Here is a 23,978-nt window from a genome sequence, read left to right on the forward strand (position 1 = left end):
GTGGGCGGGGGCGTCGAGATCCGTGGATCAGTCGGGCCGGAGGTGCTGCTGCCGGTCCACCACGGCGTCGCGCACGCGAGGGAACAGCGGGTGCTCGGGATCGAGTCCCGTCGTGCGTGTCGTGAACGCGGTGGCGTCCTCGGTGCGCAGCAGCGCCTGCAGTTCGACCGACTGCTCATCGGCGGGGTCATCGAACTCGAGCGCGGCGGCGACGGCGGCGACGAGCGCATCCGTCGGCAGGTCGCGTTCCGCAGCCATCGCGGCGGGTCCGATGAAGCGCTCGTGTCGCGAGATCTTGCGCAACGGCTGACGGCCGACGCGCTGCACGGTGTCGACGAGCGCGGGATTGCGGAAGCGGTCCAGGATGGTGGCCCGATAGGCGGCCAGGTCAGTGGGGTCGAGCCCGTGTTCGGCCACCAGGACTGCCGAGGTCTCCTCCAGCGCGGCCGAGACGCTCGAGGCGATCGCCGGGTCGGCCAGGGCATCCGAGATGCGCTCGATCCCCGCGCGTGCGCCGAAGTATGCGGTGGCGGCATGCCCCGTGTTCACGGTGAAGAGTTTGCGCTCGATGTACGGCGCCAGGTCGTCGACGAAGTGGGCACCGGGGATGTTCGGCAGCGCGCCGCCGAACGGGCCGGCCTCGATGGCCCACTCGTAGTACGGCTCCACCGTGACGTCGACGCCGCCGTCCGCCGGCTGTGCCGGGACGATGCGGTCGACCGCGGTGTTCGCGAAGACGGCGCGCGCGAGCAGCAGGTCGGCATCCGCCCCGGCCGCGGCCACGACCTCGCGGCGCAGCAGGTCGGTGGCCCCGATCGCGTTCTCGCAGGCCATGACCTGCAGCGGCGCGGCATCGGGGGAGCGGAGAGCCAACCCCGCCACGATCGACGGTGCCACGAACCGCAGCACGGTCGGCCCCACTGCGGTCGTGACGACATCGGCCGAGGCGACCTCCTCCGCCACGGTGGCCGGATCGGTGCGGCTGTTGACGGCGCGGAAGCCGGTGACGACGTGATCGGTCCCTCCGGGGCCGGCCTCGTGCACGGTGTACTCGGCGGTCGCATTGATCGCGTCGACCAGGGCATGGGCGACGTCGGAGAACACGACCTCGTAGCCTCCCTGGCGCAGCAGCAGACCGACGAAACCGCGACCGATGTTGCCGGCCCCGAAGTGGACCGCCTTCATCCCTCGTTCACCTCCGAGAGGAGGGCGTAGAGCGCCTCCGGTGTCTGAGCGGCGGAGAGCCGAGCCACGTCATCCTCCTCGGAGAACAGGATCGCGATGCGCGAGAGGATCTCCAGATGCTCGTCGCCGACGCCGGCGATGCCGATCACGAATGTCGTGGGATCGCCTGACCAGTCGACCCCGCCGTCGTAGCGGACGACCGACAGCGCGGAGGCGAGGATCGCGTCCTTCGCGTCGTTGGTGCCGTGCGGGATCGCCAGTCCGTTGCCCATGAAGGTCGAGACCGTCTCCTCGCGCTGTCGCATCGCATCGACGTAGGCCGGGGTGACGGCTCCGGCGGCCACGAGGATGTCCGTCGCCTCCTGCAGGGCCTCGTCCCTGGTCGCGCTACCGGGATGGATGCGCACCTGTTCGGGGGTGAGAACGCTCATTCTGCTTCCTTTCGCTGCTCGCGCACCATGTCCACGACCTCGTCGTACTTGGGCGAGTTCATGAAGTTGTCGACCGACACGTGGACCGAGTCCGGCGACTTGGCCGTGGCGCGCTCGGTGAGCTGCTGCTGGGTGATCACCACGTCGGCCGTGCCGTCGAGGTTGGCGATCGCCTGGTTGGTGACCGTGATGTCCTCGATGCCCGCCTTCTTGAGCTTGTTCCGCAAGACGCTCGCGCCCATGGCGGAGGAGCCCATACCGGCGTCGCAGGCGAAGACGATGCGCTCGATCGGAGTGGTCGCGACTGCAGTGGTGCTCGGGGCGGCCGCGGAGGCCGTGGTCGCCGTCGACGTGCGCAGCGCGTCCATCGCGGCGGACGACTTGCCCTTGTTCGCCTCGGTCTGTGCGATCGCGGCACCGAAGGAGTCACCCTCGGCTTCGAGGTCGCGCTTGCGCGAGGCCCGCAGGATGACGCCGGTGATGAGGAACGTCACCGTCGCGGCGATGATGACCGACAGGTACACGACGAGGAGGTTGCCGACACCGGGTCCGATGGCCGCGGCGGTCACCGCGATGATGCTGCCGGGGGCCGCGGGGAAGGCCAGGCCGCCGCCGAGGACCATGTTCGTGGTGACACCGGCCGCGCCACCCGCGATGAGTGCGAGGATCGTGGTCGGCTTGCTCAGCGCGTACGGGAAGTAGATCTCGTGGATACCGCCGAAGAACTGGATGATCGCCGCTCCGGGGGCCGAGGCCTTCGCAGCGCCCACGCCGAAGAAGGTGAATGCCAGCAGCAGGCCGAGCCCGGGCCCGGGGTTCGCCTCGATGAGGAAGAGGATCGACTTGCCGGTCTCCGCGGCCTGCTCGATGCCCAGCGGGGTGAACACACCGTGGTTGATGGCGTTGTTCAGGAACAGGACCTTCGCCGGCTCGACGATGATCGACACCAGCGGCAGCAGGTTGAGCGTGACGAGCCAGTCGACGGCTGTCCCCAGCACGGCACTGATGCCGAGCATGACGGGCCCGAAGGCGAAGAACCCGACGATCGCGAGGATCATGCCCAGGATGCCCGCCGAGAAGTTGTTGACCAGCATCTCGAAGCCGGGGCGGATCTTGCCGTCCCACAGGCGGTCCACCTGCTTCATGATCCAGGCGGCGATCGGACCCATGATCATGGCGCCGAGGAACATCGGGATGTTCGTGCCGACGATGACGCCGACGGTCGCGATCGTGGCGACCACTCCGCCGCGCTCGCCGTAGACCATGCGGCCGGCGGTGTTCGCGATCAGCAGCGGCAGCAGGTAGGTGACCATCGGGCCGACGAGGCCGACGTAGGCCAGGACGTTTCCGTCGGCACTCTCGGTGACGGCCGTCATCGCGCCCTGCCAGCCGAGGACGGCGGAGTCGCCGCCACCGCCGATGATCTCGGCGACGCCGGCCCAGTGCCAGCGGAAGGGACTCTCGGCCCCGAAGAAGCCCTTCGGGATGAAGAGCATCGTGATGAAGCCCCAGGCGATGAAGGCCGCGATGTTGGGCATGATCATGCCCGAGAGGAACGTGCCGAAGCGTTGCACTCCTACGCGGACGCCGCCGGTTCTCGTGGCGGCAGGTGACGTCGTCGTCATGATGTCGTCTCTTTCTTGTGGAGGGTGATTTCCGCGGCGAGCGTCGCCACGGCGGTTCGGGCGGAGGAGGCATCGTCAGCGGCCAGGGCGGCTTCGGCGAGGCTCCGCGCCTCGGACGGGGTGTGTTCGGAGAGTGCGTGTCGCACGTCGGCCAGCGCGGACGGGGCCATCGAGAGGCTCGTGGCGCCGAGCCCGACGAGCACGACCGCCAGCAGAGGGTCCGCCGCCGCTTCGCCGCAGATGCCGACGGGCTTCCCGAGACGCGCTCCCGCCTCGCCGACCTCGCGCACGAGGCGCAGGACGGCAGGATGCCAGGGGTCTTGGAAGCCGGCGACGGAGCCGAGCATGCGGTCCGCCGCCATCGTGTACTGGGTCAGATCGTTGGTGCCGATCGAGGCGAAATCGGCGTGCGCGAGCACGCGGTCAGCGAGCAGAGCATTCGCCGGGATCTCGACCATGACGCCGGCCGTCGTGAGCCCGTACTCGCGGGCGAGATCCGTGAAGTACCTGGTCTCCTCGACGGTGGCGACCATGGGGGCCATCACCCAGAGGTCGGCCTCGGTCTCGGCGTCCGCCTCGGCGAGGGCCGTCAGCTGCTCGCGGAGGATGTCCTCGCTCGCTCGCAAGGCACGAAGGCCCCGGAGCCCCAGCGCAGGATTCTCCTCGTGGGCGTCGTTGAGGAAGGCGAGGGGCTTGTCCGCACCGGCGTCCAGCATCCGCACCACGACCTTCTTGCCGGGGAACGCGGCCAGCAGCTCGCGGTAGGACTCGCGCTGCTGGGCGACCGTCGGCGCCTGAGCCGAGGAGAGGAACAGGAACTCGGTGCGGAAGAGCCCGACGCCCTCGGCCCCCCGAGCGACCGCATCCGCGGCGTCTGCGGGCTTCCCCAGATTCGCGAGCAGCGCGACAGGCGTGCCGTCGGCGAGGGCGCCGGGAGTCAGCGGAGCGGCGTCGGCTGCACGACGGGCGGCCGCGCGCTCCGTGGCGCGGCTCTTCTGCGCATCGGTGGGCTCGCGGGTCACGACGCCCGCGGCCGCATCCACGATCACCGTCTCACCCGTCACCAGCTGCGCGCCGTCCGCGACGCCCACGATCGCGACGATGCCCTTCTCCCGGGCGAGGATCGCGGTGTGCGAGGTGGGCCCGCCGTCGGTCGTGATCAGTGCGAGCACCTGATCCAGGTCGAGCAGGGCGGTGTCGGCCGGGGCGAGATCGCGTGCGACCAGGACGAACGGGTGCCCGGGGTTCGGGACACCGGGCGCCTCGACGCCGCGGAGGTGCGCGAGCACACGCTGAGCGATGTCATCGAGATCGGCGGCGCGCTCGCCGAGGTAGCCGCCGACGGCCTCGAGCGTCGCGCGGAAGCCGGCGAAGGCGTCGTGCACGGCCCACTCGGCGGTCGCGCCGGCATCGATGCGGGCGTCGACCTCGTCCTGGAGTGTCGGATCTTCGGCGATCATCGCCTGGGCCTCGAGCACCTCCTGAGCGGAGCCTCCTGCGGTCCGGCCGCGCTCGTTCAACTCCCGGGCGACGGTCGCGACGGCCTCGTGCACACGGGTGCGCTCGGCGTCTGCTCCGGCGGTGCTCGGCGTGTTCTCCGGAGCGGGCATCGCTTCGGACATGCGGATGACCGGTCCCTGTGCCACCCCGAGACCGATCCCCACACCCCGCAGCTCGCTCATCCGGCGGCCTCCTGATCATGGTCTGTGGTGAGGAGCTCGGTGAGGGTGTCGAGCACGCCCTCGGCACCGTCCCCCTCGGCGGCGAGCGTCACGTAGTCGCCGTACTCGACCGCCAGGGCGATGACACCGAGGATGCTCGCCGCATTGACCGGCTTGCCCGAATCCTTGGCGATCGTGACGGCGACGCCGGAGTCCTTCGCCGCCTGCGCGAAGAGTTTCGCCGGGCGGGCGTGCAATCCGTGGGAGGAGCCGATCCGGACGGTGCGGGTGGCGGTCATGATGTTCCTTTCGGGGTGTCGCCGGCGGCGGCGAGGATCGATCGGGCGTAGACGAGGGTGCGGGAGCCGTCCCGGTCCGTGAAGACGTCCCCGGGGAGCACCGCGACGGGCGCGTGCGCACGGGCGCGGATGGCTTCCAGCCGGTCGCCCAGGTGAGGGCCGACGAGGACGAGGTCGACATCGGAGTCCGACACGGAGCTCTCCATCCCCGCCGTCGCCTCCCAGCCGAGGCCGGCCGTCGCCGCCGCACTCCGGAGCCGCTGTGCGACGAACGTGCTCGACGCGCCGGCGCCGCACACCACGAGGATCCTCATCGATTCCCACCTTCCTGAGAACAGTCTGTGAACCGGAAGGATCCTGCGCCAACACGTTCCTTTCCGCCCCCGCGGAACAGCGCCTTCCGCCCGAGCGCGTCGGCAAGCTGACATCATGGAGACCACGTCGAGACAGTGCGGTCAGCACGCGGGAAGGGAAGGCTCATGTCGCGCCAGCGTCAGGACCAGCTCCTCGCCGTGCTGCTGCGACAAGAGGGCTGGGCGACGGCGGGCAGCCTCGCCGATCTGCTCGGAGTCACCCCGCGCAGCATCCGCTCCTACGTCGCCGCTCTGAACGCGCGGTCGCCCGGTGCCGACGTGATCGAGTCCTCTCCGGCGGGCTACCGCGCGGGACCCGGGGCTCGTGGAGCGCTCCGGAGGCGACAGGCCGGGGAATCCGCACCCCGTGACCGTCTGCACACGCTCGTGCGGCGGCTTCTGGATGTGCCGGCGGGGATCGACGTGTTCGACACCGCAGACGAACTCCACGTCAGCGAGGCCACCCTCGAAGCGGACCTGGTCCGCGTGCGGGGTCTGCTCGACGGCACCGAGCTCGTGCTCGAGCGCGACCGGGAGAACGTGCGACTCCGCGGCGACGAGGCCGCGCAACGACGTCTTCTCAGCCGACTCGCCCACGACGAGATGGACGACGCCTCCTTCCACCCCGAGACCTTCCGTCGTGCCCTCTCCGGGTCCGCGGTCGCCGCCAGCGCTGTGGGTCCCTTCAAGTCCGCGCTGGTCCGGGAACTGGGCGAGCTCGGCTACTACGTGAACGAGCTCGCGATCGCCGACGTCCTCCTCCACATCGCCATCGCGGCGGAGCGTGTCGCCGCCGGACACGCGCTCGACTCCTCACCGGCCGGTGCGCGGGAGGAGATCCCCCGGGTGGGTGCGGTCATCGCCCGGCTGGCGTCCGAGCACTTCTCGGTCGTGCTCGGTGAGGGCGACAGCGGTCACCTCGCCTCCCTCGTCCTGACCCGCATCGTCGCGCCGGGGGAGGCCGCGACCCGCGAGGTGGCACGCAGCGGGGTGGACCCCGCGGTCGAGGCCGCCGTCCGTGCGGAGATCAGCAGAGCCGCCGAGGACTTCCAGGTGGACCTCGTCGACGAGACGTTCGTGCTCCGGCTCGCGCTGCACGTGCAGAACCTGTTGCGACGAGCGGAGGAGAGCGCGTTGACGCGCAACCCGCTCACCCGCTCGCTCAAGACCACCTATCCGATGATCTTCGAAGTGGCGGTGTCGATCGCGAGCGGCCTTCACGACCGCGTCGGGACGCCCATCCACGACGACGAGATCGCGTACATCGCGATGCACGTGGGCGGGAGGCTGGAGCGCAGCCGCAAGGCCGAGTCGATCCTCACGGCCACGATCGTCTGCCCCGGATATCACGAGCTGCACGAGCTGCTCCGCTCGAGTGTCGACCGCTCGCTGGGGTCGGCGATCGAGGTCACCACCGTCGTGACCAACGTCGACCCCGATTGGGCGTCCTTCGACACCGACCTCGTGCTCAGCACGATCGAGCCGGGTCAGGCGGGCGACCGTTTCGTCCGGATCCAGCCGTTCCTGACCGATGCCGACGTCGACCGGATCCAACAGGCCGCCGCCCGGGTGCGCCGCGGACGACGGCTCACCCGCCTCCGCGGCGAGCTCGCCCGCTACTTCCTGGCGGACGCCTACGTGTTCCCGCTGCCGGACGAGGGGGAAGAGGCGATCATCCGCCGCCTCGGGGGGTTGCTGGTGCAGGCCGGGCTCATCGGTGAGGACTACATCGAGAACACGATCGTGCGCGAGCGGATGTCATCGACCGCGTTCACCGATGCGCTCGCCGTCCCGCATGCGCTGCAGATGACCGCGACCCGCACGGCCATCGCGATCGGGGTGGCGGACGGCTCGGCCGCCTGGGGGGACGGCCGGGTGCAGGTCGTCGCGCTCGCCGCGTTCAGCGAGAGCGACCGTGCGGCGTTCCAGACGGTGTTCGAGCAGCTGGTCGAGGTGTTCAGCGAACGCGAGAGCGTGCAGCGGATCGTCCGTCGGGGGTCGACGTTCGAGGCGTTCCTCGATGAGCTCGTCGCCGTGATCGACGGCTGACCGCCGTCACCCCCGCGGGGCGAGCACCTCGGCGAGCTGATCGAGGACGGCCTCCGCGGTGTCGGAGGCCGTCGTCTCGAGCACCACGGCATCCCCGGACGAGATGCCGAGGTCCATGACAGCCAGCACGCTGCTCAGGTCGACGGTGGTGCCGTCCTCCGTCCGCAGGGTCACGGGGGTGCTGTGCGACTGCGCGAGGCGCACCAGCTCCGCCACCGGACGGGCGTGCACGCCGTTGTGGGCGCTGACGATGAGGCGTCGGACCGGCATGTCAGGTGCGCTCGTCGAGCAGGTTCCGCACTCCGGCCTCGAGCTCCACGACGGCCGCGGCAGCGGCTTCGGGGGAGTCGGCCCGGGCGTCGATGTAGACCTTGAGCTTGGGTTCGGTTCCGCTCGGGCGCACGATCACGCGCGAGCCGTCGCCGAGGCGGTACCGCAGCACATCCCCGGAGGGTGCGCCCGGCGCGGCGTGCATCAGGTCCTCGGCCGAGGTGATCGAACGTCCGGCGATCTGCGTCGGCGGCAGCGTGCGCAGGGCGAGCATGACGTTGCCGATGACCGCGAGGTCCTCGACGCGCACCGACACCTGTCCGCTGGCGAAGTGCCCGTAGGTCTCGCCCAACTCGGCGAGCAGGTCGACGAGCGTCGCTCCGCGGTCACGGGCCTCGGCGGCGAGCCCGAGGATCGCGACGGCCGCCGACACTCCGTCCTTGTCGCGAACCGTCTCCGGGTTCACGAGGTAGCCCAGGGCCTCCTCGAAACCGAAGACGATCCCCGGGGCGCGCGAGATCCACTTGAAACCGGTGAGCGTCTCGTGGAAGTCGAGTCCGTGGTGGGCGGCGACGGCGCCGAGACCGGGGGAGGAGACGAGGGAGCATGCGAGGGAGGCGCCCGGTGTGCCGGCGGCCGCGCGGGCGGCACGTGCCCCGAGCAGCAGCCCGACCTCGTTGCCGGTGAGTCGACGCCACCCGTCCGCGGCCGTCTCGTCCGGAACCGCGACGGCCAGGCGATCGGCGTCGGGGTCGTTGGCCAGGATGAAGTCCGCCTTCACCCGCCGAGCCCGCGCGAAGGCGAGATCCATCGCTCCCGGCTCCTCCGGGTTCGGGAAGGAGACCGTGCGGAAGGTGGCGTCGGGCGTGAGCTGCTCATCCACGACGAAAGGCTGCGGGTAGCCCGCTTCGCGCACGATGCGCGACACCGTCTCCCACCCCACTCCGTGCATCGCGGTGTAGACCCATCGCATCCCGGTGGCACCGGCGGGTGCGGGGGCCACGGCGGCGGTGGCCGCGACATACGCGTCGACGACGTCCTCGCCGGCGGTCTCGTAGTCCGTCGAGCGCGGCAGCGCGGCGATCGAGCCGGCATCGGCCGTGCGCTGGATGTGCGCGGCGATCTCGGCATCCGCCGGGGCGACGATCTGCGAACCCTGGTCGGCGCCGCCGAGATAGACCTTGTAGCCGTTGTCGTTCGGCGGGTTGTGGCTCGCGGTCACCATCACACCGGCGTCGGCGCCGAAGTGCCGCACGGCGAAGGCGAGCACGGGCGTCGGCAGCAGGCGCGGCAGGAGGATCGCTCGCAGACCCGCGCCGGCGAACAGCTCCGCCGAGTCGGTCGCGAACACGCGCGAGTTGCGTCGCCCGTCGTAGCCGATCACGACGGTCGGGGTGGTTCCGTGCGTCTTCTCCCGCAGATACGCGGCGAAGCCCGCCGCGGCCTGGGCGACGAGCACCCGGTTCATCCGGTTGCTTCCGGCGCCGAGCTCGCCGCGGAGCCCCGCGGTGCCGAACTCCAGGCGTCCGCGGAACCGGTCGTCGAGTTCTGCGGCCGCTGCCGCCTCACCGGCGGACGCCCGCGTGATCAGGCCCGCGAGCTCGTCGCGTGTCTGGTGATCCGGGTCCTGACGCAGCCAGGCGCGCGCCTGCGCGAGTCTCTCCTCGTTCACAGGGCCTCGACCACCCTCGCCAGGAGAGCGGAGATCACCGGCTCCGCCTCACGACCGGCTTCGATCACCTCGGCGTGGCTCAGCGGGGTCTGCTGGATGCCCGCGGCCAGATTCGTGATGAGCGAGAACCCGAGGATCTCCATGCCGGCCTCGCGGGCGGCGATCGCTTCGAGCGCGGTCGACATGCCGACGATGTGTCCGCCGATGTGCTTCGCCATCTGCACCTCCGCCGGGGTCTCGTAGTGCGGACCGCGGAACTGCGTGTACACGCCCTCATCGAGCATCGGATCGATCGTGCGCGCGAGGTCGCGCAGTCGCTTCGAATACAGATCGGTGAGGTCGATGAACGTGGCGCCCTCGAGCGGCGAATCGGCGGTGAGGTTGATGTGATCGCTGATGAGCACCGGCTGACCGGGTCGCCAGGTCTCACGGATGCCACCGGCGCCGTTGGTGAGCACCATGATCTTGGCGCCCGTGGCCGCGGCGGTGCGGACGCTGTGCACGACGCGCCGGACGCCGTGGTCTTCGTAGTAGTGCGTGCGTGCGCCGATCACCAGGACGTTCTTGCCGCCGGGCGTGCGGATGCTGCGCAGCGTGCCGACGTGGCCCTCCAGTGCGGGCTTCGAGAAGCCGGTGACCTCGGTGGCGGGGATCGTGGCGACCGTCTCGCCGATGATGTCGGCGGCCTTGCCCCAGCCGCTGCCGAGGGTGAGGGCGATGTCATGGTTCTCGACACCGGACAGTCGCGCGATGTCGGCGGCGGCCTGCGCGGCGACCTCGAAGGGGTTCGCGGTCGGGTCGTCGAGGGGGTTGCTGTGCGTTTCGGGCATGGATCCACTCTAGGAAGGTGCAGGCTCGGGGGCCAGGATTGGGGAAGAATGGATTCCATGTCTTCCACCACTTTCGAGCGCACTCAGCGCGTCGCCGTCCTCGGCGGCGGTCCCGGCGGTTACGAGGCGGCCCTCGCGGCCGCTCAGCTCGGGGCCGAGGTCACCCTGGTCGAGCGGGTGGGGGTCGGCGGATCGGCCGTCCTCACCGACGTGGTCCCCTCCAAGAGCCTGATCGCGACCGCGGATGCCGCCGTCGCCATCTCCGAGGCGAGCGACCTCGGAGTCAACTTCTACGCCAAGGGCGAGAACGGCAAGCCCCTCAAGCCCGAGATCGCGATCAATCTCGCGGCCGTCAACAAGCGCCTCCTGGCCCTCGCCGGTCAGCAGTCGGAGGACATGCGTGCCACGCTCCTCGAGGCCGGGGTGCGCATCCTCTCCGGGCACGGACGACTCGAGGGGCCGACCGCGATCGTCGTGTCGACCGGTCAGGGCGGCACCGACTTCGACCGGGTCGAGGCCGACACGATCGTCGTGGCCGTGGGGGCATCGCCGCGTGAGCTCGACTCCGCCAAGCCCGACGGCAAGCGCATCCTCACATGGACCCAGCTCTACGACATGAAGGCGCTGCCCGAGCACCTCATCGTGGTGGGGTCGGGGGTGACCGGAGCGGAGTTCGCCTCGGCCTACATGAACCTCGGTGCGAAGGTCACGCTCGTCTCCAGCCGCGAGCAGGTGCTCCCGGGGGAGGACCAGGACGCCGCGCGCGTTCTGGAGAAGGTGTTCAAGCGCGGCGGGATGCAGGTGCTCTCGAAGTCCCGCGCCGACCGGGTCGAGGTCACCGACGACGGGGTGACCGTGACGCTGTCCGACGGCCGCACGGTCGACGGGAGCCACTGTTTGATGGCCGTCGGCTCCATCCCCAACACCGCGGGCATCGGTCTGGAGGAGGCGGGCGTCGAGCTCGATGATTCAGGTCATGTGCGCGTGAACCGCGTCGCTCGCACCTCGGTGCCCAACATCTACGCGGTCGGCGACTGCACGAACTTCTTCCCGCTGGCCTCCGTCGCCTCCATGCAGGGACGCACGGCGGTGTTCCACGCACTCGGCGACATCGTGATCCCGCTCGAACTGATCAAGATCACCTCGAACATCTTCACGGCACCCGAGATCGCGACCGTGGGTTTCTCGCAGAAGGACGCCGAGGACGGGGTGACCGACGGTCTCGTCTACAAGCTTCCCCTCGCCGCCAACCCCCGCGCCAAGATGATGGGCATCAAGGACGGCTTCGTCAAGATCATCGCCCGCAAGGGGTCCGGCACGGTGATCGGTGGCGTGATCGTGGCCCCGAAGGCGTCGGAACTGATCTACCCGATCGCCGTGGCCGTCGAACGTCGTCTCACGGTGGACCAGGTCTCGCGTGTGTTCGCCGCGTACCCCTCGCTGTCGAGCAGTATCACCGACGCGAGCAGGGCGATGCACCTCGTCAACATCTCCTGAGCTCTGCGGGCGCGACGGATCGCCGAGACCCCCGCCTGACGCCGAAACCCCGTGTGGCAGACATCTGCACCACGGGGTTTCGGCGTTCACCGGGGGTCTCGGCGAACAACGCGACGAGACCGGACGGTGGAGGTCAGCTGATGGTGAGCAGCTGATGTCCCGCGGAGACCGTCGTTCCGGCGTCCGCGTTGATGTTGCCGATGACGCCGTCCTTGTGCGCCTGGAGCGGCTGCTCCATCTTCATCGCCTCGAGCACGACGACGAGGTCGCCCTTGACGACCTGCTGACCGTCCTCGACCGCGATTTTGACGACGGTCGCCTGCATGGGGGACTTCACCGCATCGCCGGAGGCTCCGGCATTGGCGGTGGTCGCGTGGCTGCGGCGGGACGGCGGGACGGCAGCCGGGCGACCCGCGGTGCCCGGGGCGACGGCGACGCGATCGGGGAGGCTCACCTCGAGGCGCTTGCCGGAGACCTCGACGACGACCGTGTGGCGCGAATCGGCGGGTGCCGGGGCTTCGAGCTCACCGTCCCAGGCTGGGATGTCGTTGACGAACTCCGTCTCGATCCACCGGGTGAAGACTCCGAACTCGCCGTTCTCCGCGGTGAACGCGGGGTCGCGGACGACCTTGCGGTGGAACGGGATGACCGTGGGGAGTCCGGCGACCTCAAACTCGTCGAGTGCGCGGCGCGAACGCTCGAGCGCCTCGGCGCGGTCCTTGCCCGTGACGATGATCTTCGCGAGGAGCGAATCGAAAGCCCCCGAGACCGCGTCCCCGGCGGTGACGCCCGAGTCGAGGCGGATGCCGGGGCCGCCGAACGTCTTGAACACGTGGATCGGTCCGGGCTGGGGGAGGAATCCGCGACCGGGGTCCTCGCCGTTGATCCGGAACTCGAACGAGTGTCCCTGGGGCTCGGGGTCGTCGTAGTCGATGGTGCCGCCGGCCGCGATGCGGAACTGCTCGCGGACCAGGTCGATGCCGGTGACCTCTTCGGAGACCGGGTGCTCGACCTGCAGTCGGGTGTTCACCTCGAGGAACGACACCGTGCCGTCGGCGCCGATGAGGAACTCACAGGTGCCCGCACCGACGTAGCCGACCTCCTTCAGGATGGCCTTCGAGGCGGAGTACAGCTGCGCGTTCTGCTCGTCCGTCAGGAACGGGGCCGGAGCCTCTTCGACGAGCTTCTGGTGACGGCGCTGCAACGAGCAGTCGCGCGTCGAGATCACGACGACGTTGCCCGCGGCATCGGCCAGGCACTGGGTCTCGACGTGGCGCGGCTTGTCGAGGTACTTCTCGACGAAGCACTCGCCGCGGCCGAACGCGGCGACGGCTTCGCGGGTGGCCGACTCGAAGAGCTCGGCGACCTCGTCGAGCTCGCGGGCGACCTTGAGGCCGCGGCCGCCGCCGCCGTAGGCGGCCTTGATGGCGATGGGGAGGCCGAATTCCTTCGCGAAGGCGATGACCTCGTCGGCACCGTCGACGGGACCGGGTGTGCCGGGCGCGAGGGGCGCGCCGACCTTCTCGGCCACGTGGCGCGCGGTCACCTTGTCGCCGAGAGCCTCGATGGCCTCGGGAGACGGGCCGATCCAGGTCATCCCCGCATCGATGATCGCGCGCGCGAACTCGGCGTTCTCGGCCAGGAAGCCGTAGCCGGGGTGCACGGCGTCGGCACCGGCACGGCGGGCGATCGACAGGATCTTCTCGATCTGGAGGTACGTCTCCGCGCTGGTCGAGCCGCCGAGCGCGTAGGCCTCGTCGGCCAGACGCGTGTGCAGGGCGTCCCGATCCTGGTCGGCGTAGACGGCGACCGAGGCGATCCCGGAGTCACGAGCGGCGCGGATGATGCGTACGGCGATCTCGCCGCGGTTGGCGATGAGCACCTTGGCGATAGCAGGCATGCTTGCCAGCCTAGCGAGAAGGACCCCGATCCCTTTGACGACTCCCCACAAGAAAGTGGCAGAAACGTGGAGGGGAGTCTACGACCACAGGTCCGTCCACGCCACGTCGAGCTCGTTGGCCAGGCGCCGCACGGTCGACAGGGACATTCCCACGACGGTGGAGGGGTCGCCGTCCACGCGGGTGATGAAGGCCCCGCCCAGGCTGTCTACCGTGAACGCCCCTGCCACAAGCAGGGGTTCGCCTGACGCCACATACGCGGCGATCTCGGCATCGCTGACGTCGTCGGCGAAGGTCACCGCGGCCTCGGCGACCGCGGTCGCCTCGACGGGCGTCCGGCCGGGCGCGACACGGAAGACGGAGTGCCCGGAATGCAGGATGCCCGTGGCGCCGCGCATCTCCTGCCAGCGTCGCGTGGCCTCCTCGGGGGTGTAGGGCTTGCCGTAGACACGCCCGCCGAGTGCGAACATCGAATCCCCGCCGATCACGAGGCCGTCGAAGACCCCCTCCTCGGCGAGACCCTGCGCGACCGCGGCAGCCTTCGCCCGGGCGAGCAGCAGCACGAGCTCCGCAGGGGCCAGCGGGGTGCCGCGCTCTTCCTCCGCGGCGGCGGCGACGGCGTCCTCGTCGACGTCCGGGGAGACGGTGAGCGGTTCGATGCCCGCCTGCCGCAGCAGCATGAGTCGGGCCGGTGAGGTCGAGGCGAGGCAGACGCGCATGTCCACCACCGTATCCTCGAAGGATGACTTCCTCCGCAGCCGACGTGCTCGAGCTCGACATCACCGGCATCGCACACGGGGGCACCTTCATCGCCCGCCACGAGGGGCGCGTGGTCTTCGTCTCGGACGCGGTCCCCGGGGAGCGCGTCCGTGCGCGACTGATCGCCCCGCAGGACGGGGCCGATGCCTCGACCCGCAGCTTCTGGCGAGCGGAGACGATCGAGGTGCTGGAGGCGTCGGAGCATCGGCGGCCGCACATCTGGGCCGAGGCCGACGTCTCGAGGGATCCCGCGGACCGCCCCGGCGGAGCCGACCTCGGGCACATCGCGCTCGACCATCAGCGCGTGCTCAAGCGCCAGGTGCTGACCGAGGCGCTGGACCGTTTCGCCGGGGAGGGACTCGTCGCCCCGGAGATCGAGGCCGTCGACTCCGGAGACGGCACCGGATGGCGCACGCGCGTGACGCTGCACGTCGACGACGCGGGCGAGGTGGGGCCGTTCGCCGCACGCAGCCACCGGGTCGTCCCCGTGTCCTCCCACCCGCTCGCTCGCCCGGCCATCGCGGAGGCCGCGCTCGCGCTCCGCGGTGAGGCTCCCGGTCGGATCGAGCTCGTCGAGCCCGCCGACGGTCGCGTGCGCATCATCCGCCGCGAGGAGACGGCGCGTCCGGCCAAGGTCGCGCGAGGCTTCCGGCGCCGTCCGACTCCCGAGACGATCCAAGAACTCGTCGGAGACCGGCCCTTCCAGCTGGACGCGACGGGATTCTGGCAGGTCCATCCGCGGGCGGCCTCCGTGCTCGACGCCGCGGTGTACGGCATCCTCGACGGACACGTCGACGAGGCGAAGACGCACTACGACCTGTACGGCGGCGTCGGTCTCTTCGCCGCGACACTCGCCGATCTCGGCGGCACCGACATCGTCACGGTGGAGTCGAGCGCACGGGCCACTGCGCACGCGGCCGCCAACCTCGCGCCGCTCGAGGTCACCGCGGTCACCGCGCGGGTCGACCGCTTCCTGTCCACGCGCCGGAGCAGCGGTCGCACGGGGGCCGTGATCCTCGACCCGCCTCGCGCAGGAGCAGGCCGTCAGGTCGTCGAGGCCGTGCACGCGCTCGCGCCGGAGGCCGTCGCCTACGTCGCCTGCGATCCGGTCGCCCTCTCCCGTGATCTCGGGACCTTCCGGGCGCTGGGGTGGAACGTCGATCGTCTTCGAGGTTTCGATCTGTTCCCGCACTCGCACCACTTCGAGGTCGTCGCGCTGCTGACGCGCTGAGCCGTCGGCGACCGTCTGCGCGGACTCACTAGGCTGGGTGGATGAGCAGGGTCGCACTCATCGACGATCACGAGTCCGTTCGCCTCGGCCTCGAGGCCGCGTGCGCGCGCGACTCGCAGACGGTGGTCTTCTCCGGGAGCACGGTCGTGTCGTACCTGGAATGGCGGGCCTCGGCGTCTGCCGCTCCTGCCGACGTCGTGGTCCTCGACCTCACCCTGGGCGATGGCAGCACCGTGACCGAGAACGTGTCATCGCTGGTGAACGACGGCGCGAGCGTGGTCATCCACAGCGTCGCCGACCGTCCCGCTGCCGTGCGTGAGGCTCTGTCCGCCGGTGCCGCAGGGGTCGTCAGCAAGTCGTCCGCTCTCGATGACGTGATGGATGCGATCCGGACCGTCGCTCAGGGCGAAGCGCTCAACAACGTCGAATGGGCCAGTGCCGTCGACGGTGACCGGGCCTTCGCCGACGCGCAGCTCTCCAGCCGGGAGCGGGAGGTGCTCCGGCTGTATGCCGCGGGCCTTCCGCTGAAGGCGGTCGCCGAGCGTCTCGGCGTCGCCTACTCGACCGCCAAGGAGAACATCACACGCGTACGCGTCAAGTACGTCGAGGTCGGTCGGCCCGCACCAACGAAGGTCGATCTCCTCCGTCGAGCGATGGAGGACGGCATCGTCGCGGCAGACGGGGCGTCGAGTGCCCGCTGATCCGCTCAGCATCCGCGATGCCTGGAGCAAGATCCCGTCTCCGGGCAGCACGGAGACCGAGTTCGAGCGATTCACGGGCAAACGCATGGAGCGGATCCTCGCGATCGTCGTCGCGATCGGATCCTCCGCCTTGGGCGCCCAGGCGCTGTTCGCCGCGGTGAACACCCTGTCCCAGGCCGATGTGGTGCACATCGTGATGGTCGTCGTGGTGTTCGTCCCGCTCGCGGCGATGCTGGTCGCCTGCCTGGTCGGCCGCGGCGTGCGCACCTTCTCGGGCCTCTTCGCCGTGGTCTACCTGCTGGCGCTCGCCGCGTGGCCGACGGTCGTGGACCCCGCCGACAAGAGTGCCGGCGATCAGCCCTGGATCTTCTTCCTCGTGAACGTGGGGGTGGTCGCGGCGATGCTCGCGTTCCCCCTGCGGCTCCAGTTCGCGTGGGCGGCCGTGATGCCGTTCGTCTACGGTTACGTGCGTCTCGTGCAGGGCGAGTTCTCTCGGGAGTTCTGGGTCACGACCGCCTTCGATGTCTCCTTCACGCTCATCCTCGGCGTGGTGATCATCTCGCTCGGCTGGATGTTCCGCTCCGTCGCGGCCGGCGTCGACGAGGCACGAGGGCAAGCCGTCGCCTCCTACTCCACCGCAGCCGCTGCCGCCGCGGCCGAGGAGGAACGCGTGGCGATGTCGGCGCTCATGCATGACAGCGTCCTCGCGGCGTTGATCGCCGCCGAGCGGGCGGAGGGGGAGCGGGCGGAGGAGCTCGCGGTCGCGATGGCACGGGAGGCTCTCACACGTCTCGCGAACACGGAAGCCGCCGTGTCCCAGGAGGGCACCGACGAGCCCGTGGGGATCGCGCAGATCGTGGTCGAACTCCGCCGTTCGCTCTCGGAGCTCGGCGCCGACGCGATCGTCGAGGAGCGCGGCGGGATCGGAATGATCCCCGGACGGGCGGCGCGAGCCCTCGTGCTGGCCGCACGGCAGGCGATCGGGAACGCCGTGTCCCACGCGAACAGCCGCGGGTTGCACATCATCGTCGAGGCGTGTGGTGACCAAGGGATCTCCGTGACCGTGTCGGACACGGGGCCGGGTTTCGACATCACAGCGATCGGCGCCGACCGGCTCGGGATCCGCGCCTCCATCTTCGCCCGCATGGCCGGAGTCGCCGGCACCGCGGACATCCGATCCGATGAGCAGGGCACGACCGTCGTGCTGGGGTGGGAGCGCTCGTGAACCGGACCGTCCGCAGCGTCGCCACCTCGCTCGCCGTGGGGTTCTCGCTGTACTTCGCCGCGCGCGCGATCTGGTGGATCGAGCAGCCGACGGCGCCGTTGTTGATGATCGTCGCGATCGGCATCTACCTCGTGGCCGTGAACATCGCGATCCTGGGCGACGCGACGTCTGTGCGGATGCCTCTGTGGTCGGCGGTGCTGGCCCTGCTCGCGAGCGCCCTCATCCCCGCCCTGGTCACGTTCTCTCTGGAGCCCGCCGACCGCACCGCCCCTTTCGCCACCTGGTACATCGGCGGGCTCGGGCTCCTCGGTGTCGTGTGCATCGTCCGCCGTCGGTTCCTGATCGGCTGGCTGACGCTCGCGGTTCTCGTCGCGGCCTCCTCGGCATACCTCGGGGTCGGCGTGGCGCTCACCCTCGGCCTGGTCGGCTCGATCATGTGGATCGTCGTCGCCCGACTCCTCGTGATGTTCTGGGATCGCGCGGTGCGCGACACCGAACGGCTCGCCGAGATCCAGCAGGCGGTCTCGGCCTGGCACGCCACCCAGAGCGTGCGCCAGCGGGAGAGGCGTCTGCGCACGCAGTTCGCCCTGGCGGTCGCCGGGCCGGTGCTCGGTCGTGTCGTCGCCTCCCGTGGCGCCCTCGACGATTCGGAGCGACTCGAAGCGCGCCTCGCCGAGGGGCGGCTGCGCGACGAGCTGCGCGGAGCGGATCTGCTCAACGATGCCGTGCGCAACGCGATCGACGCCGCCCGTCTGCGCGGCGCCGTCGTCACGGTCTTCGACGAGGGCGGATTCGACGGCATCGACGAAACGCGACGCAGCGAGATCCGGGACGAGCTCGCCTCCGTGCTCATGCAGGCGCAGAGCGCGCGGCTCATCATCCGTTCGGCTCGCGATGCCCGTGTCGCGGTGACTGTCGTCGGACGTGCGGGGACGCGTGCCTCGGGCGACGATGACGCGGTCGACCTGTGGCATGAGATCGCTCGGGAGGCGGAAGCCGTCTGAAGACGCCGCGCTCCCGACGGGTTGAGGAGAGTGGGCGAGGGGCGGCGTTATCGCCAGCCCCTCGCCGTGCGGACAGTTACCCGAAAACCGTCCGCTGGTGGCCGATCAGCGTCTGTCTACCCTGGGACAGAGAGACCAGCCGAACGCGAAGCGTCTCCTCCAGTCTGGGGGTTCTTCCATTCGTTGTCTGTAGGTATTTTGGGGGACACGATTTCTCGCTCGATGAGGGATCATAGGACGATGGGAACGCGTCGGGGAACCAACCTTCCGCGGATGGGGGACTTCAATCAGTCCGTTGTCCTGGAGGCGATCCGACAGTCCGGGGAAGGGCTGAGCCGCATCGAACTCGCCTCCGCCACCGGGCTGTCCGCACAGACGGTGACGAACATCACCCGCCGACTCCTCGACGACGGATTCATCCGTGAGGCGGGGCGCACCATCAACGGTCCGGGCAAACCCCGCGTGACCCTGCGGCTCGTCCCGGACAGTCGCTTCGCGGTGGGGGTACACCTCGACCCCGCCATCATGACCTTCGTCCTGCTCGACCTGTCCGGCGCCGTCGTGCATCGGAAGAGCATACGCACCCCGGCGAAGGAACCGCGGTGGATCATCTCCGCCATGGCGGCCACCATCGACGCCTTGATCGCCGAGGCGGACGTGGACCGCGACCGGATCGCCGGAGTGGGAGTCGCCGCCCCCGGGCCTCTCGATGCGGAGAAGGGCACGGTGATCGACCCGCCGAAGCTGCGCGGCTGGCACCGGGTACGGCTGCGTGCGGTGCTCGCCGAAGCGACCGGTCTTCCCGTGCTGCTCGAGAAGGACACGACTGCCGCCGCGTCGGGCGAACTGTGGACGCGACGCGCGTCGGCCGACGATTCGTTCGTCTTCATCTACCTGGGTACCGGGATCGGGGCCGCCCTCGCCAGGGAGGGGGAGGTCGTGCCCGGGAGCACACGCAACATCGGAGAGGTCGGGCACGTGATCGTGGATCCGGACGGTCCGCGGTGCACCTGCGGTTCTCGGGGATGCGTCGAGGTCGTCTGCACGCCACAGGCCATCGTCGAACAGGCGGAGCGTGCGGGGGTGTTCCAGGACGATCGCGAGGCGAGCGATGTCGAGTCCGTCGACGAGCGCTTCGGGGAGCTCTGCGAGCGTGCCGGCCGCGGCGACGTCGCCGCTCTGGCCGTGCTGCGGCAGGCGGCTGTGCACATGTCCGTCCTGACCGCCGCGCTCGCGAACATGCTCGACGTGGACCGCGTCGTGTTCGGCGGCCCGTTCTGGTCGCGGCTCGCGGAGGTGTACCTCAGCGAGATCCCCGGTCGCCTCGATCGGGCGAGCGCGACACGGGCGGTGCGCACGCTGCCCGTCGACGGGACGGTCGTCGGCGACGACGTGGGCGCGGTGGGCGCCGGCTGCGTGGTGCTCGACTCCGTGCTCAGTCCCCGCGCCTCGGGGCTCCTGCTCGACGGCTGAGCTCTCACCGCCTGACGCACGAGGCGCAGGCCGGGGGCGTCACCCGGAGAAGCGCCCCCACGGGATGTCACGGCGCAGCGGACGCCGGAGCGGACGCTGCGTGCGGGTCCAGGCGGACACGGTCGGCTCATCGGCCACGGCGTCCGCCGCTTCGGACGCATAGGCCTCGCTGATAACCGCGATGAGTGCGGCCAGCTCTTCTTCAGTGGCTGAACCGCGCGTGATCGTGAGCATCGATGCCGCCTGCTCCGATGCGTCGACCCCGGCCTCTCGTGCGGTCACAGCGGGATGTTCCCATGCTTCTTCGGCGGAAGCTCGGCGCGCTTGCCCCGCAGCGCACGCAGTGCCTTCGCGATCGACACGCGCGTGTTCGCCGGCTCGATGATGCCGTCGAGCTCTCCGCGCTCCGCCGCGAGGAACGGTGAGGCGACGTTGTACGTGTACTCGTTCGCCAGGCGGGTACGCACGGCGGCGACGTCTTCGCCGGCGTCCTCGGCCTTCTTGATCTCGCCGCGGTACAGGATGTTCACGGCACCCTGCCCGCCCATGACGGCGATCTCCGCCGTCGGCCAGGCGAGGTTCACGTCGGCGCCGAGCTGCTTCGATCCCATCACGATGTACGCGCCGCCGTAGGCCTTGCGCAGGATCACCGTGACGAGCGGGACCGTGGCCTCCGCGTAGGCGTAGAGGAGCTTCGCGCCGCGGCGGATGACACCCGTCCACTCCTGGTCGGTTCCCGGCAGGTAACCGGGGACGTCGACGAGGGTGACGATCGGGATGGAGAACGCGTCGCAGAACCGGACGAAGCGGCTCGCCTTCTCGCCGGCTTCGATGTTCAGCGTTCCGGCCATCTGCGACGGCTGATTCGCGATGATGCCGACGGAGCGGCCTTCGATGCGGCCGAACCCGATCACGATGTTCGGGGCGAACAGCGGCTGCACCTCGAGGAAGTCGCCCTCGTCGACCACATGCTCGATGACGGTGTGGATGTCGTACGGCTGGTTCGTGGAGTCGGGGACGATCGTGTTCAGCACACGGTCGGCGTCGGTGGTCTCGAACTCGAAGGTGCTCTCGTACGAGGGCAGCTCCGCCATGTTGTTGTCCGGAAGGAAGCTCAGCAGCGTGCGCGCGTAGTCGATCGCGTCGTCTTCGTCCTCGGCGAGGTAGTGCGCGACGCCCGAGCGCGTGTTGTGCGTGAGTGCGCCGCCGAGTTCCTCCATGCCGACGTCCTCGCCGGTCACCGTCTTGATCACGTCGGGACCGGTGACGAACATCTGGCTGGTCTTGTCGACCATGATCACGAAGTCCGTGAGCGCGGGGGAATACACGGCGCCACCGGCCGCGGGGCCCATGATGATGGAGATCTGAGGGATCACGCCGGAGGCGCGGGTGTTGAGGCGGAAGATCTCGCCGTACTTGCCCAGGGCGACGACGCCCTCCTGGATACGCGCACCGCCTGAGTCGAGGATGCCGATGCAGGGCATCCCGCCGGCGAGGGCGAACTCCATGATCTTCACGATCTTCTCGCCGGCGACTTCGCCGAGTGAGCCGCCGAAGGTCGAGAAGTCCTGCGAGTACACCGCGACGGTGCGCCCGTTGATCGTGCCGACACCGGTGACGACCGAGTCGCCGTAGGGGCGGGAGCGGTCCATGCCGAAGGCGGTGGTGCGGTGGCGCACGTACTCGTCGAACTCGACGAAGCTTCCGGGGTCGACGAGCAGTTCGATGCGCTCACGGGCGGTCATCTTGCCCTTGGCGTGCTGCTTCTCCTTCGCCTTGGCTTCTGCGTCGACGACGGCTTCGGTGTAGCGAGCGCGCAGATCCGCGATCTTGCCGGCGGTGGTAAAGAGGTCGGGCTTGTCCGTCACGGATTCCACCCTAGCGTCGGGTCGGCCCGGTCTGTTGGATGCTCGGCACAACGGGGCGGCCGATCCTTTGGCGACCTACGTGCAGTGCTCAGTGTGCGGCGTCCGAATCCGCTGCCCTCGGGGCTTCGTTCTCCCGCTTCACGTCGGTGGTTTTCGCGGGATCGTTCTCCTCCAACTCCGGGTCCGACTTCGGGGAACGGCCGAGGGAGAGGGCCTTGCGACCGACCCAGCCGACTCCGCGGACGGTCGTTCCTGCCGCACCGGCCACGGCGTTGCCGGCATACCGCGCGCCGCGGAGCATCCGCAGCTCGAGCTTCTCCGCTCCCGGCACCGGTTCGAGCTCGAGCGGCAGATCGATCGGAGCCGCACCGAAAGCCTTGTGCGAGGTCGTGAGCACGCGACGGCCGAGGATGTTGTTCCCTGCCCCGCCGATGGCTGCGCCGACGCCGAACGGGAGGGCCTTGCCGATCACGGAGACGCCGCCCTTCGCGGCGAACTGCTTCACGAACATGCTCTTGAGCTGATCGACCAGGGGGCCGACGGCGGCGCGGGGGAGCGACTTCGTGACGAGTTCACCCCAGTACGACGATCTGCTCCCGCCGCGTCCGGCGACCTGCCCGGCGAGCTGACCGACCAGATCGACGCCCTCCTTGCCGAGCATCAAGGTCATCACCAGGGCGCGCGCACGGTCGGGGTTGGCGACCGCGATGCCGTGCACCTCAGCGACCGACTGCGCGAACAGGGCCGTCGACTCCACGAAGCCCACGGTCTCGACACCGGACAGCGCGAGAGTCACGCCGGTGCCGATGCCGGGAACGACGGCGGTCGCGCCCACCGCGGCGCCACCGGTGGTCACGGCGGCGAGATAGCGGCGTTCGAGGATCCGGATGATCTCGGTGGGCGTGGCCTCAGGGTTGCGAAGACGGATGCTGCGGATGTGCGCGAGCACGAGCGGGCGCTGGATCGAGAGCACGCGGTCGAGGCCGCGCACCATCATCGGGTGCTCGGAAGACCCGGAAGGGGGCACACCCTTGTCCCACGGAGCGTCATCCGGCAACGAGTGGATCTTGTGCACCTGGCGAGCCATGGAGTGATCTTACGAAGCTCGGCCGCGAAAACGCCGAAAGCCCGGTCCCTCGGAAGGAACCGGGCTTTCGCGCGACGGATCAGACGAAGAGGTTCGCCCGCTCGAGGTCTTCCGCGAAGTCGACCTCGACCGCGTACAGGTCGGAGACATCCATCGGCTCGAGCAGCAGGGCGTCTTCCGCGATGGCGAGCTCGAGGCCGCGCTCGAAGTAGTCCTGGTCCTCGACGCGCTGCAGCTGGCGCATGAACGCCTTCTTGTGCGTGGACGAGATGTAGTTGATGCCGACCGCCTCGCCGAGTCCGCCCTTGACGGTCTTGGAGAGCTCCTTGATGAAGCCCTCGGCCGTGACCGTGTACTTCACCTCTTCGTCGCTGACCTTCGAGGTGTTGACGGTCACGAACGACTGGTCGCGCTCGATGTAGGCGGCCGCACGGCCGAGGATCATCGGGTCGAAGACAACGTCGCCGTTCATCCACAGCACGCCGCCCTTGCCGGTGGCGCCGAGAGCGCGCAGCAGGCTCTTCGACGTGTTCGTCTCGTCGTAGCGCTCGTTGTGGACGTAGTTGACCTGGGGGAAGGCTTCGATGATGGTCTCTGCGCGGTAGCCGACCACGGTCGTGATGCGCGCGTCGGACCCGAAGGCGGCGCGGATGTTGTCGTGCTGCTGGCCCATGATCGTGCGGCCGTCGCTCAGTTCGGTGAGCGGCTTCGGCAGCGCGCGGCCGAGGCGTGAGCCCATGCCGGCGGCGAGGATGACGGTCTGAAGAGTCACGAGTGCTCCTAAAGGAAGTTGTGTTCACGGTCGGTTCACCGACCAGACACTTCGTCGTGCCGCGTTCATGGTAGCGATTCAGGCTGGG

22 protein-coding genes are annotated in these 23,978 nt (G+C 69.7%); 7 read left to right on the forward strand and 15 right to left on the reverse strand.

The genetic code is table 11. The annotated features are described in order from the left end of the window. Positions 1-27: 27 nt before the first annotated feature. From KV397_RS05315 to KV397_RS05340, 6 genes are read right to left on the reverse strand one after another with little or no spacing between them, the layout of a single operon-like run. Positions 28-1,185, reverse strand: a complete 1,158-nt coding sequence (locus KV397_RS05315) for a mannitol-1-phosphate 5-dehydrogenase (RefSeq protein ID WP_261812339.1) — start codon at positions 1,183-1,185, stop codon at positions 28-30. After that, on the reverse strand, positions 1,182-1,616 hold the full coding sequence (locus KV397_RS05320) for a PTS sugar transporter subunit IIA (RefSeq protein WP_047523583.1): 435 nt from the start codon (positions 1,614-1,616) through the stop codon (positions 1,182-1,184). Before KV397_RS05320 ends, KV397_RS05315 begins: the two co-directional genes overlap by 4 nt. Beyond that, on the reverse strand, positions 1,613-3,241 hold the full coding sequence (locus KV397_RS05325; protein ID WP_261812340.1) for a PTS mannitol transporter subunit IICB: 1,629 nt from the start codon (positions 3,239-3,241) through the stop codon (positions 1,613-1,615). Before KV397_RS05325 ends, KV397_RS05320 begins: the two co-directional genes overlap by 4 nt. Beyond that, complete coding sequence (gene ptsP, locus KV397_RS05330; protein ID WP_261812341.1) at positions 3,238-4,923, reverse strand: phosphoenolpyruvate--protein phosphotransferase; 1,686 nt, start codon at positions 4,921-4,923, stop codon at positions 3,238-3,240. The genes KV397_RS05325 and ptsP overlap by 4 nt, the downstream gene beginning before the upstream one ends. Continuing rightward, positions 4,920-5,201 carry an HPr family phosphocarrier protein gene (locus KV397_RS05335; RefSeq protein ID WP_153244494.1) on the reverse strand — a complete coding sequence of 94 codons (282 nt, stop codon included), beginning with the start codon at positions 5,199-5,201 and terminating at the stop codon, positions 4,920-4,922. The genes ptsP and KV397_RS05335 overlap by 4 nt, the downstream gene beginning before the upstream one ends. Next, entirely contained in the window at positions 5,198-5,515 is a 318-nt protein-coding gene (locus KV397_RS05340) for a PTS sugar transporter subunit IIB (RefSeq protein ID WP_047523580.1), read from the reverse strand. Before KV397_RS05340 ends, KV397_RS05335 begins: the two co-directional genes overlap by 4 nt. A gap of 165 nt (positions 5,516-5,680) precedes the next feature. Between KV397_RS05340 and KV397_RS05345 the strand changes: the two genes are divergently transcribed. Further along, the gene (locus KV397_RS05345; RefSeq protein WP_134351748.1) at positions 5,681-7,603 is read left to right on the forward strand and encodes a BglG family transcription antiterminator; all 1,923 of its coding nucleotides are present in this window, start codon (positions 5,681-5,683) and stop codon (positions 7,601-7,603) included. Positions 7,604-7,609: 6 nt separating this feature from the next. On the opposite strand, the gene KV397_RS05350 is transcribed toward KV397_RS05345, so the two are convergent. The 3 genes from KV397_RS05350 to KV397_RS05360 are packed head-to-tail and all read right to left on the reverse strand — an operon-like array spanning position 7,610 to position 10,375. Further along, positions 7,610-7,873 carry an HPr family phosphocarrier protein gene (locus tag KV397_RS05350; RefSeq protein ID WP_261812342.1) on the reverse strand — a complete coding sequence of 88 codons (264 nt, stop codon included), beginning with the start codon at positions 7,871-7,873 and terminating at the stop codon, positions 7,610-7,612. Position 7,874: 1 nt separating this feature from the next. Continuing rightward, positions 7,875-9,545: a phospho-sugar mutase gene (locus KV397_RS05355; RefSeq protein ID WP_131492676.1), complete on the reverse strand. Its 1,671-nt coding sequence runs from the start codon at positions 9,543-9,545 to the stop codon at positions 7,875-7,877. Then, a complete protein-coding gene (locus KV397_RS05360; RefSeq protein WP_131492674.1) occupies positions 9,542-10,375 on the reverse strand; it encodes a purine-nucleoside phosphorylase in 834 nt (277 codons plus the stop codon). Before KV397_RS05360 ends, KV397_RS05355 begins: the two co-directional genes overlap by 4 nt. A gap of 48 nt (positions 10,376-10,423) precedes the next feature. Here KV397_RS05360 and KV397_RS05365 point away from each other — a divergent pair, with 48 nt between their 5' ends. Continuing rightward, positions 10,424-11,872: an NAD(P)H-quinone dehydrogenase gene (locus KV397_RS05365; protein WP_205802335.1), complete on the forward strand. Its 1,449-nt coding sequence runs from the start codon at positions 10,424-10,426 to the stop codon at positions 11,870-11,872. Positions 11,873-12,005: 133 nt separating this feature from the next. On the opposite strand, the gene KV397_RS05370 is transcribed toward KV397_RS05365, so the two are convergent. Next, on the reverse strand, positions 12,006-13,772 hold the full coding sequence (locus tag KV397_RS05370) for an acetyl/propionyl/methylcrotonyl-CoA carboxylase subunit alpha (RefSeq protein ID WP_047523574.1): 1,767 nt from the start codon (positions 13,770-13,772) through the stop codon (positions 12,006-12,008). A gap of 78 nt (positions 13,773-13,850) precedes the next feature. Then, complete coding sequence (locus KV397_RS05375) at positions 13,851-14,489, reverse strand: Maf family protein (protein ID WP_261812658.1); 639 nt, start codon at positions 14,487-14,489, stop codon at positions 13,851-13,853. A 23-nt stretch (positions 14,490-14,512) separates the two neighbouring features. Between KV397_RS05375 and KV397_RS05380 the strand changes: the two genes are divergently transcribed. The 5 genes from KV397_RS05380 to KV397_RS05400 all read left to right on the forward strand — a co-directional run bounded on the left by KV397_RS05380 (position 14,513) and on the right by KV397_RS05400 (position 20,163). Then, positions 14,513-15,760 carry a class I SAM-dependent RNA methyltransferase gene (locus KV397_RS05380; RefSeq protein ID WP_261812343.1) on the forward strand — a complete coding sequence of 416 codons (1,248 nt, stop codon included), beginning with the start codon at positions 14,513-14,515 and terminating at the stop codon, positions 15,758-15,760. A 41-nt stretch (positions 15,761-15,801) separates the two neighbouring features. Next, positions 15,802-16,461 (forward strand): response regulator transcription factor, encoded by a 660-nt coding sequence (locus tag KV397_RS05385; RefSeq protein ID WP_047523572.1) that lies wholly within the window; start codon positions 15,802-15,804, stop codon positions 16,459-16,461. Beyond that, positions 16,451-17,686 carry a sensor histidine kinase gene (locus tag KV397_RS05390; RefSeq protein WP_131492667.1) on the forward strand — a complete coding sequence of 412 codons (1,236 nt, stop codon included), beginning with the start codon at positions 16,451-16,453 and terminating at the stop codon, positions 17,684-17,686. Before KV397_RS05385 ends, KV397_RS05390 begins: the two co-directional genes overlap by 11 nt. Further along, positions 17,683-18,690, forward strand: coding sequence for a hypothetical protein (locus KV397_RS05395; RefSeq protein ID WP_261812344.1), 1,008 nt, complete (start codon positions 17,683-17,685; stop codon positions 18,688-18,690). Before KV397_RS05390 ends, KV397_RS05395 begins: the two co-directional genes overlap by 4 nt. A 273-nt stretch (positions 18,691-18,963) precedes the next feature. Further along, positions 18,964-20,163, forward strand: coding sequence for an ROK family transcriptional regulator (locus KV397_RS05400; RefSeq protein WP_248570348.1), 1,200 nt, complete (start codon positions 18,964-18,966; stop codon positions 20,161-20,163). A gap of 39 nt (positions 20,164-20,202) precedes the next feature. Here KV397_RS05400 and KV397_RS05405 read toward each other — a convergent pair whose 3' ends face one another. From KV397_RS05405 to KV397_RS05420, 4 genes are all read right to left on the reverse strand, one after another. After that, positions 20,203-20,397 carry an acyl-CoA carboxylase subunit epsilon gene (locus KV397_RS05405; protein WP_047523627.1) on the reverse strand — a complete coding sequence of 65 codons (195 nt, stop codon included), beginning with the start codon at positions 20,395-20,397 and terminating at the stop codon, positions 20,203-20,205. Positions 20,398-20,441: 44 nt separating this feature from the next. Further along, positions 20,442-22,031 carry an acyl-CoA carboxylase subunit beta gene (locus KV397_RS05410; RefSeq protein WP_372491404.1) on the reverse strand — a complete coding sequence of 530 codons (1,590 nt, stop codon included), beginning with the start codon at positions 22,029-22,031 and terminating at the stop codon, positions 20,442-20,444. Between the two features lie 88 nt (positions 22,032-22,119). Further along, entirely contained in the window at positions 22,120-23,118 is a 999-nt protein-coding gene (locus tag KV397_RS05415) for a hypothetical protein (protein ID WP_261812345.1), read from the reverse strand. 79 nt (positions 23,119-23,197) lie between these two features. Beyond that, on the reverse strand, positions 23,198-23,890 hold the full coding sequence (locus tag KV397_RS05420) for a phosphocholine cytidylyltransferase family protein (RefSeq protein WP_047523569.1): 693 nt from the start codon (positions 23,888-23,890) through the stop codon (positions 23,198-23,200). Positions 23,891-23,978 lie beyond the last annotated feature (88 nt).

The organism is Microbacterium aurugineum (genome assembly GCF_023101205.1).
Classification (GTDB): Bacteria; Actinomycetota; Actinomycetes; order Actinomycetales; family Microbacteriaceae; genus Microbacterium; species Microbacterium aurugineum.

What these genes read in the sequence shown, in the direction of transcription:
- KV397_RS05315 (WP_261812339.1), bottom strand. Translation starts at nt 1,185, where the DNA reads ATGAAGGCGGTCCACTTCGGGGCCGGCAACATCGGTCGCGGTTTCGTC.
- KV397_RS05320 (WP_047523583.1), bottom strand. Translation starts at nt 1,616, where the DNA reads ATGAGCGTTCTCACCCCCGAACAGGTGCGCATCCATCCCGGTAGCGCG.
- KV397_RS05325 (WP_261812340.1), bottom strand. Translation starts at nt 3,241, where the DNA reads ATGACGACGACGTCACCTGCCGCCACGAGAACCGGCGGCGTCCGCGTA.
- ptsP (WP_261812341.1), bottom strand. Translation starts at nt 4,923, where the DNA reads ATGAGCGAGCTGCGGGGTGTGGGGATCGGTCTCGGGGTGGCACAGGGA.
- KV397_RS05335 (WP_153244494.1), bottom strand. Translation starts at nt 5,201, where the DNA reads ATGACCGCCACCCGCACCGTCCGGATCGGCTCCTCCCACGGATTGCAC.
- KV397_RS05340 (WP_047523580.1), bottom strand. Translation starts at nt 5,515, where the DNA reads ATGAGGATCCTCGTGGTGTGCGGCGCCGGCGCGTCGAGCACGTTCGTC.
- KV397_RS05345 (WP_134351748.1), top strand. Translation starts at nt 5,681, where the DNA reads ATGTCGCGCCAGCGTCAGGACCAGCTCCTCGCCGTGCTGCTGCGACAA.
- KV397_RS05350 (WP_261812342.1), bottom strand. Translation starts at nt 7,873, where the DNA reads ATGCCGGTCCGACGCCTCATCGTCAGCGCCCACAACGGCGTGCACGCC.
- KV397_RS05360 (WP_131492674.1), bottom strand. Translation starts at nt 10,375, where the DNA reads ATGCCCGAAACGCACAGCAACCCCCTCGACGACCCGACCGCGAACCCC.
- KV397_RS05365 (WP_205802335.1), top strand. Translation starts at nt 10,424, where the DNA reads ATGGATTCCATGTCTTCCACCACTTTCGAGCGCACTCAGCGCGTCGCC.
- KV397_RS05370 (WP_047523574.1), bottom strand. Translation starts at nt 13,772, where the DNA reads ATGCCTGCTATCGCCAAGGTGCTCATCGCCAACCGCGGCGAGATCGCC.
- KV397_RS05375 (WP_261812658.1), bottom strand. Translation starts at nt 14,489, where the DNA reads ATGCGCGTCTGCCTCGCCTCGACCTCACCGGCCCGACTCATGCTGCTG.
- KV397_RS05380 (WP_261812343.1), top strand. Translation starts at nt 14,513, where the DNA reads ATGACTTCCTCCGCAGCCGACGTGCTCGAGCTCGACATCACCGGCATC.
- KV397_RS05385 (WP_047523572.1), top strand. Translation starts at nt 15,802, where the DNA reads ATGAGCAGGGTCGCACTCATCGACGATCACGAGTCCGTTCGCCTCGGC.
- KV397_RS05400 (WP_248570348.1), top strand. Translation starts at nt 18,964, where the DNA reads ATGGGGGACTTCAATCAGTCCGTTGTCCTGGAGGCGATCCGACAGTCC.
- KV397_RS05405 (WP_047523627.1), bottom strand. Translation starts at nt 20,397, where the DNA reads ATGCTCACGATCACGCGCGGTTCAGCCACTGAAGAAGAGCTGGCCGCA.
- KV397_RS05415 (WP_261812345.1), bottom strand. Translation starts at nt 23,118, where the DNA reads ATGGCTCGCCAGGTGCACAAGATCCACTCGTTGCCGGATGACGCTCCG.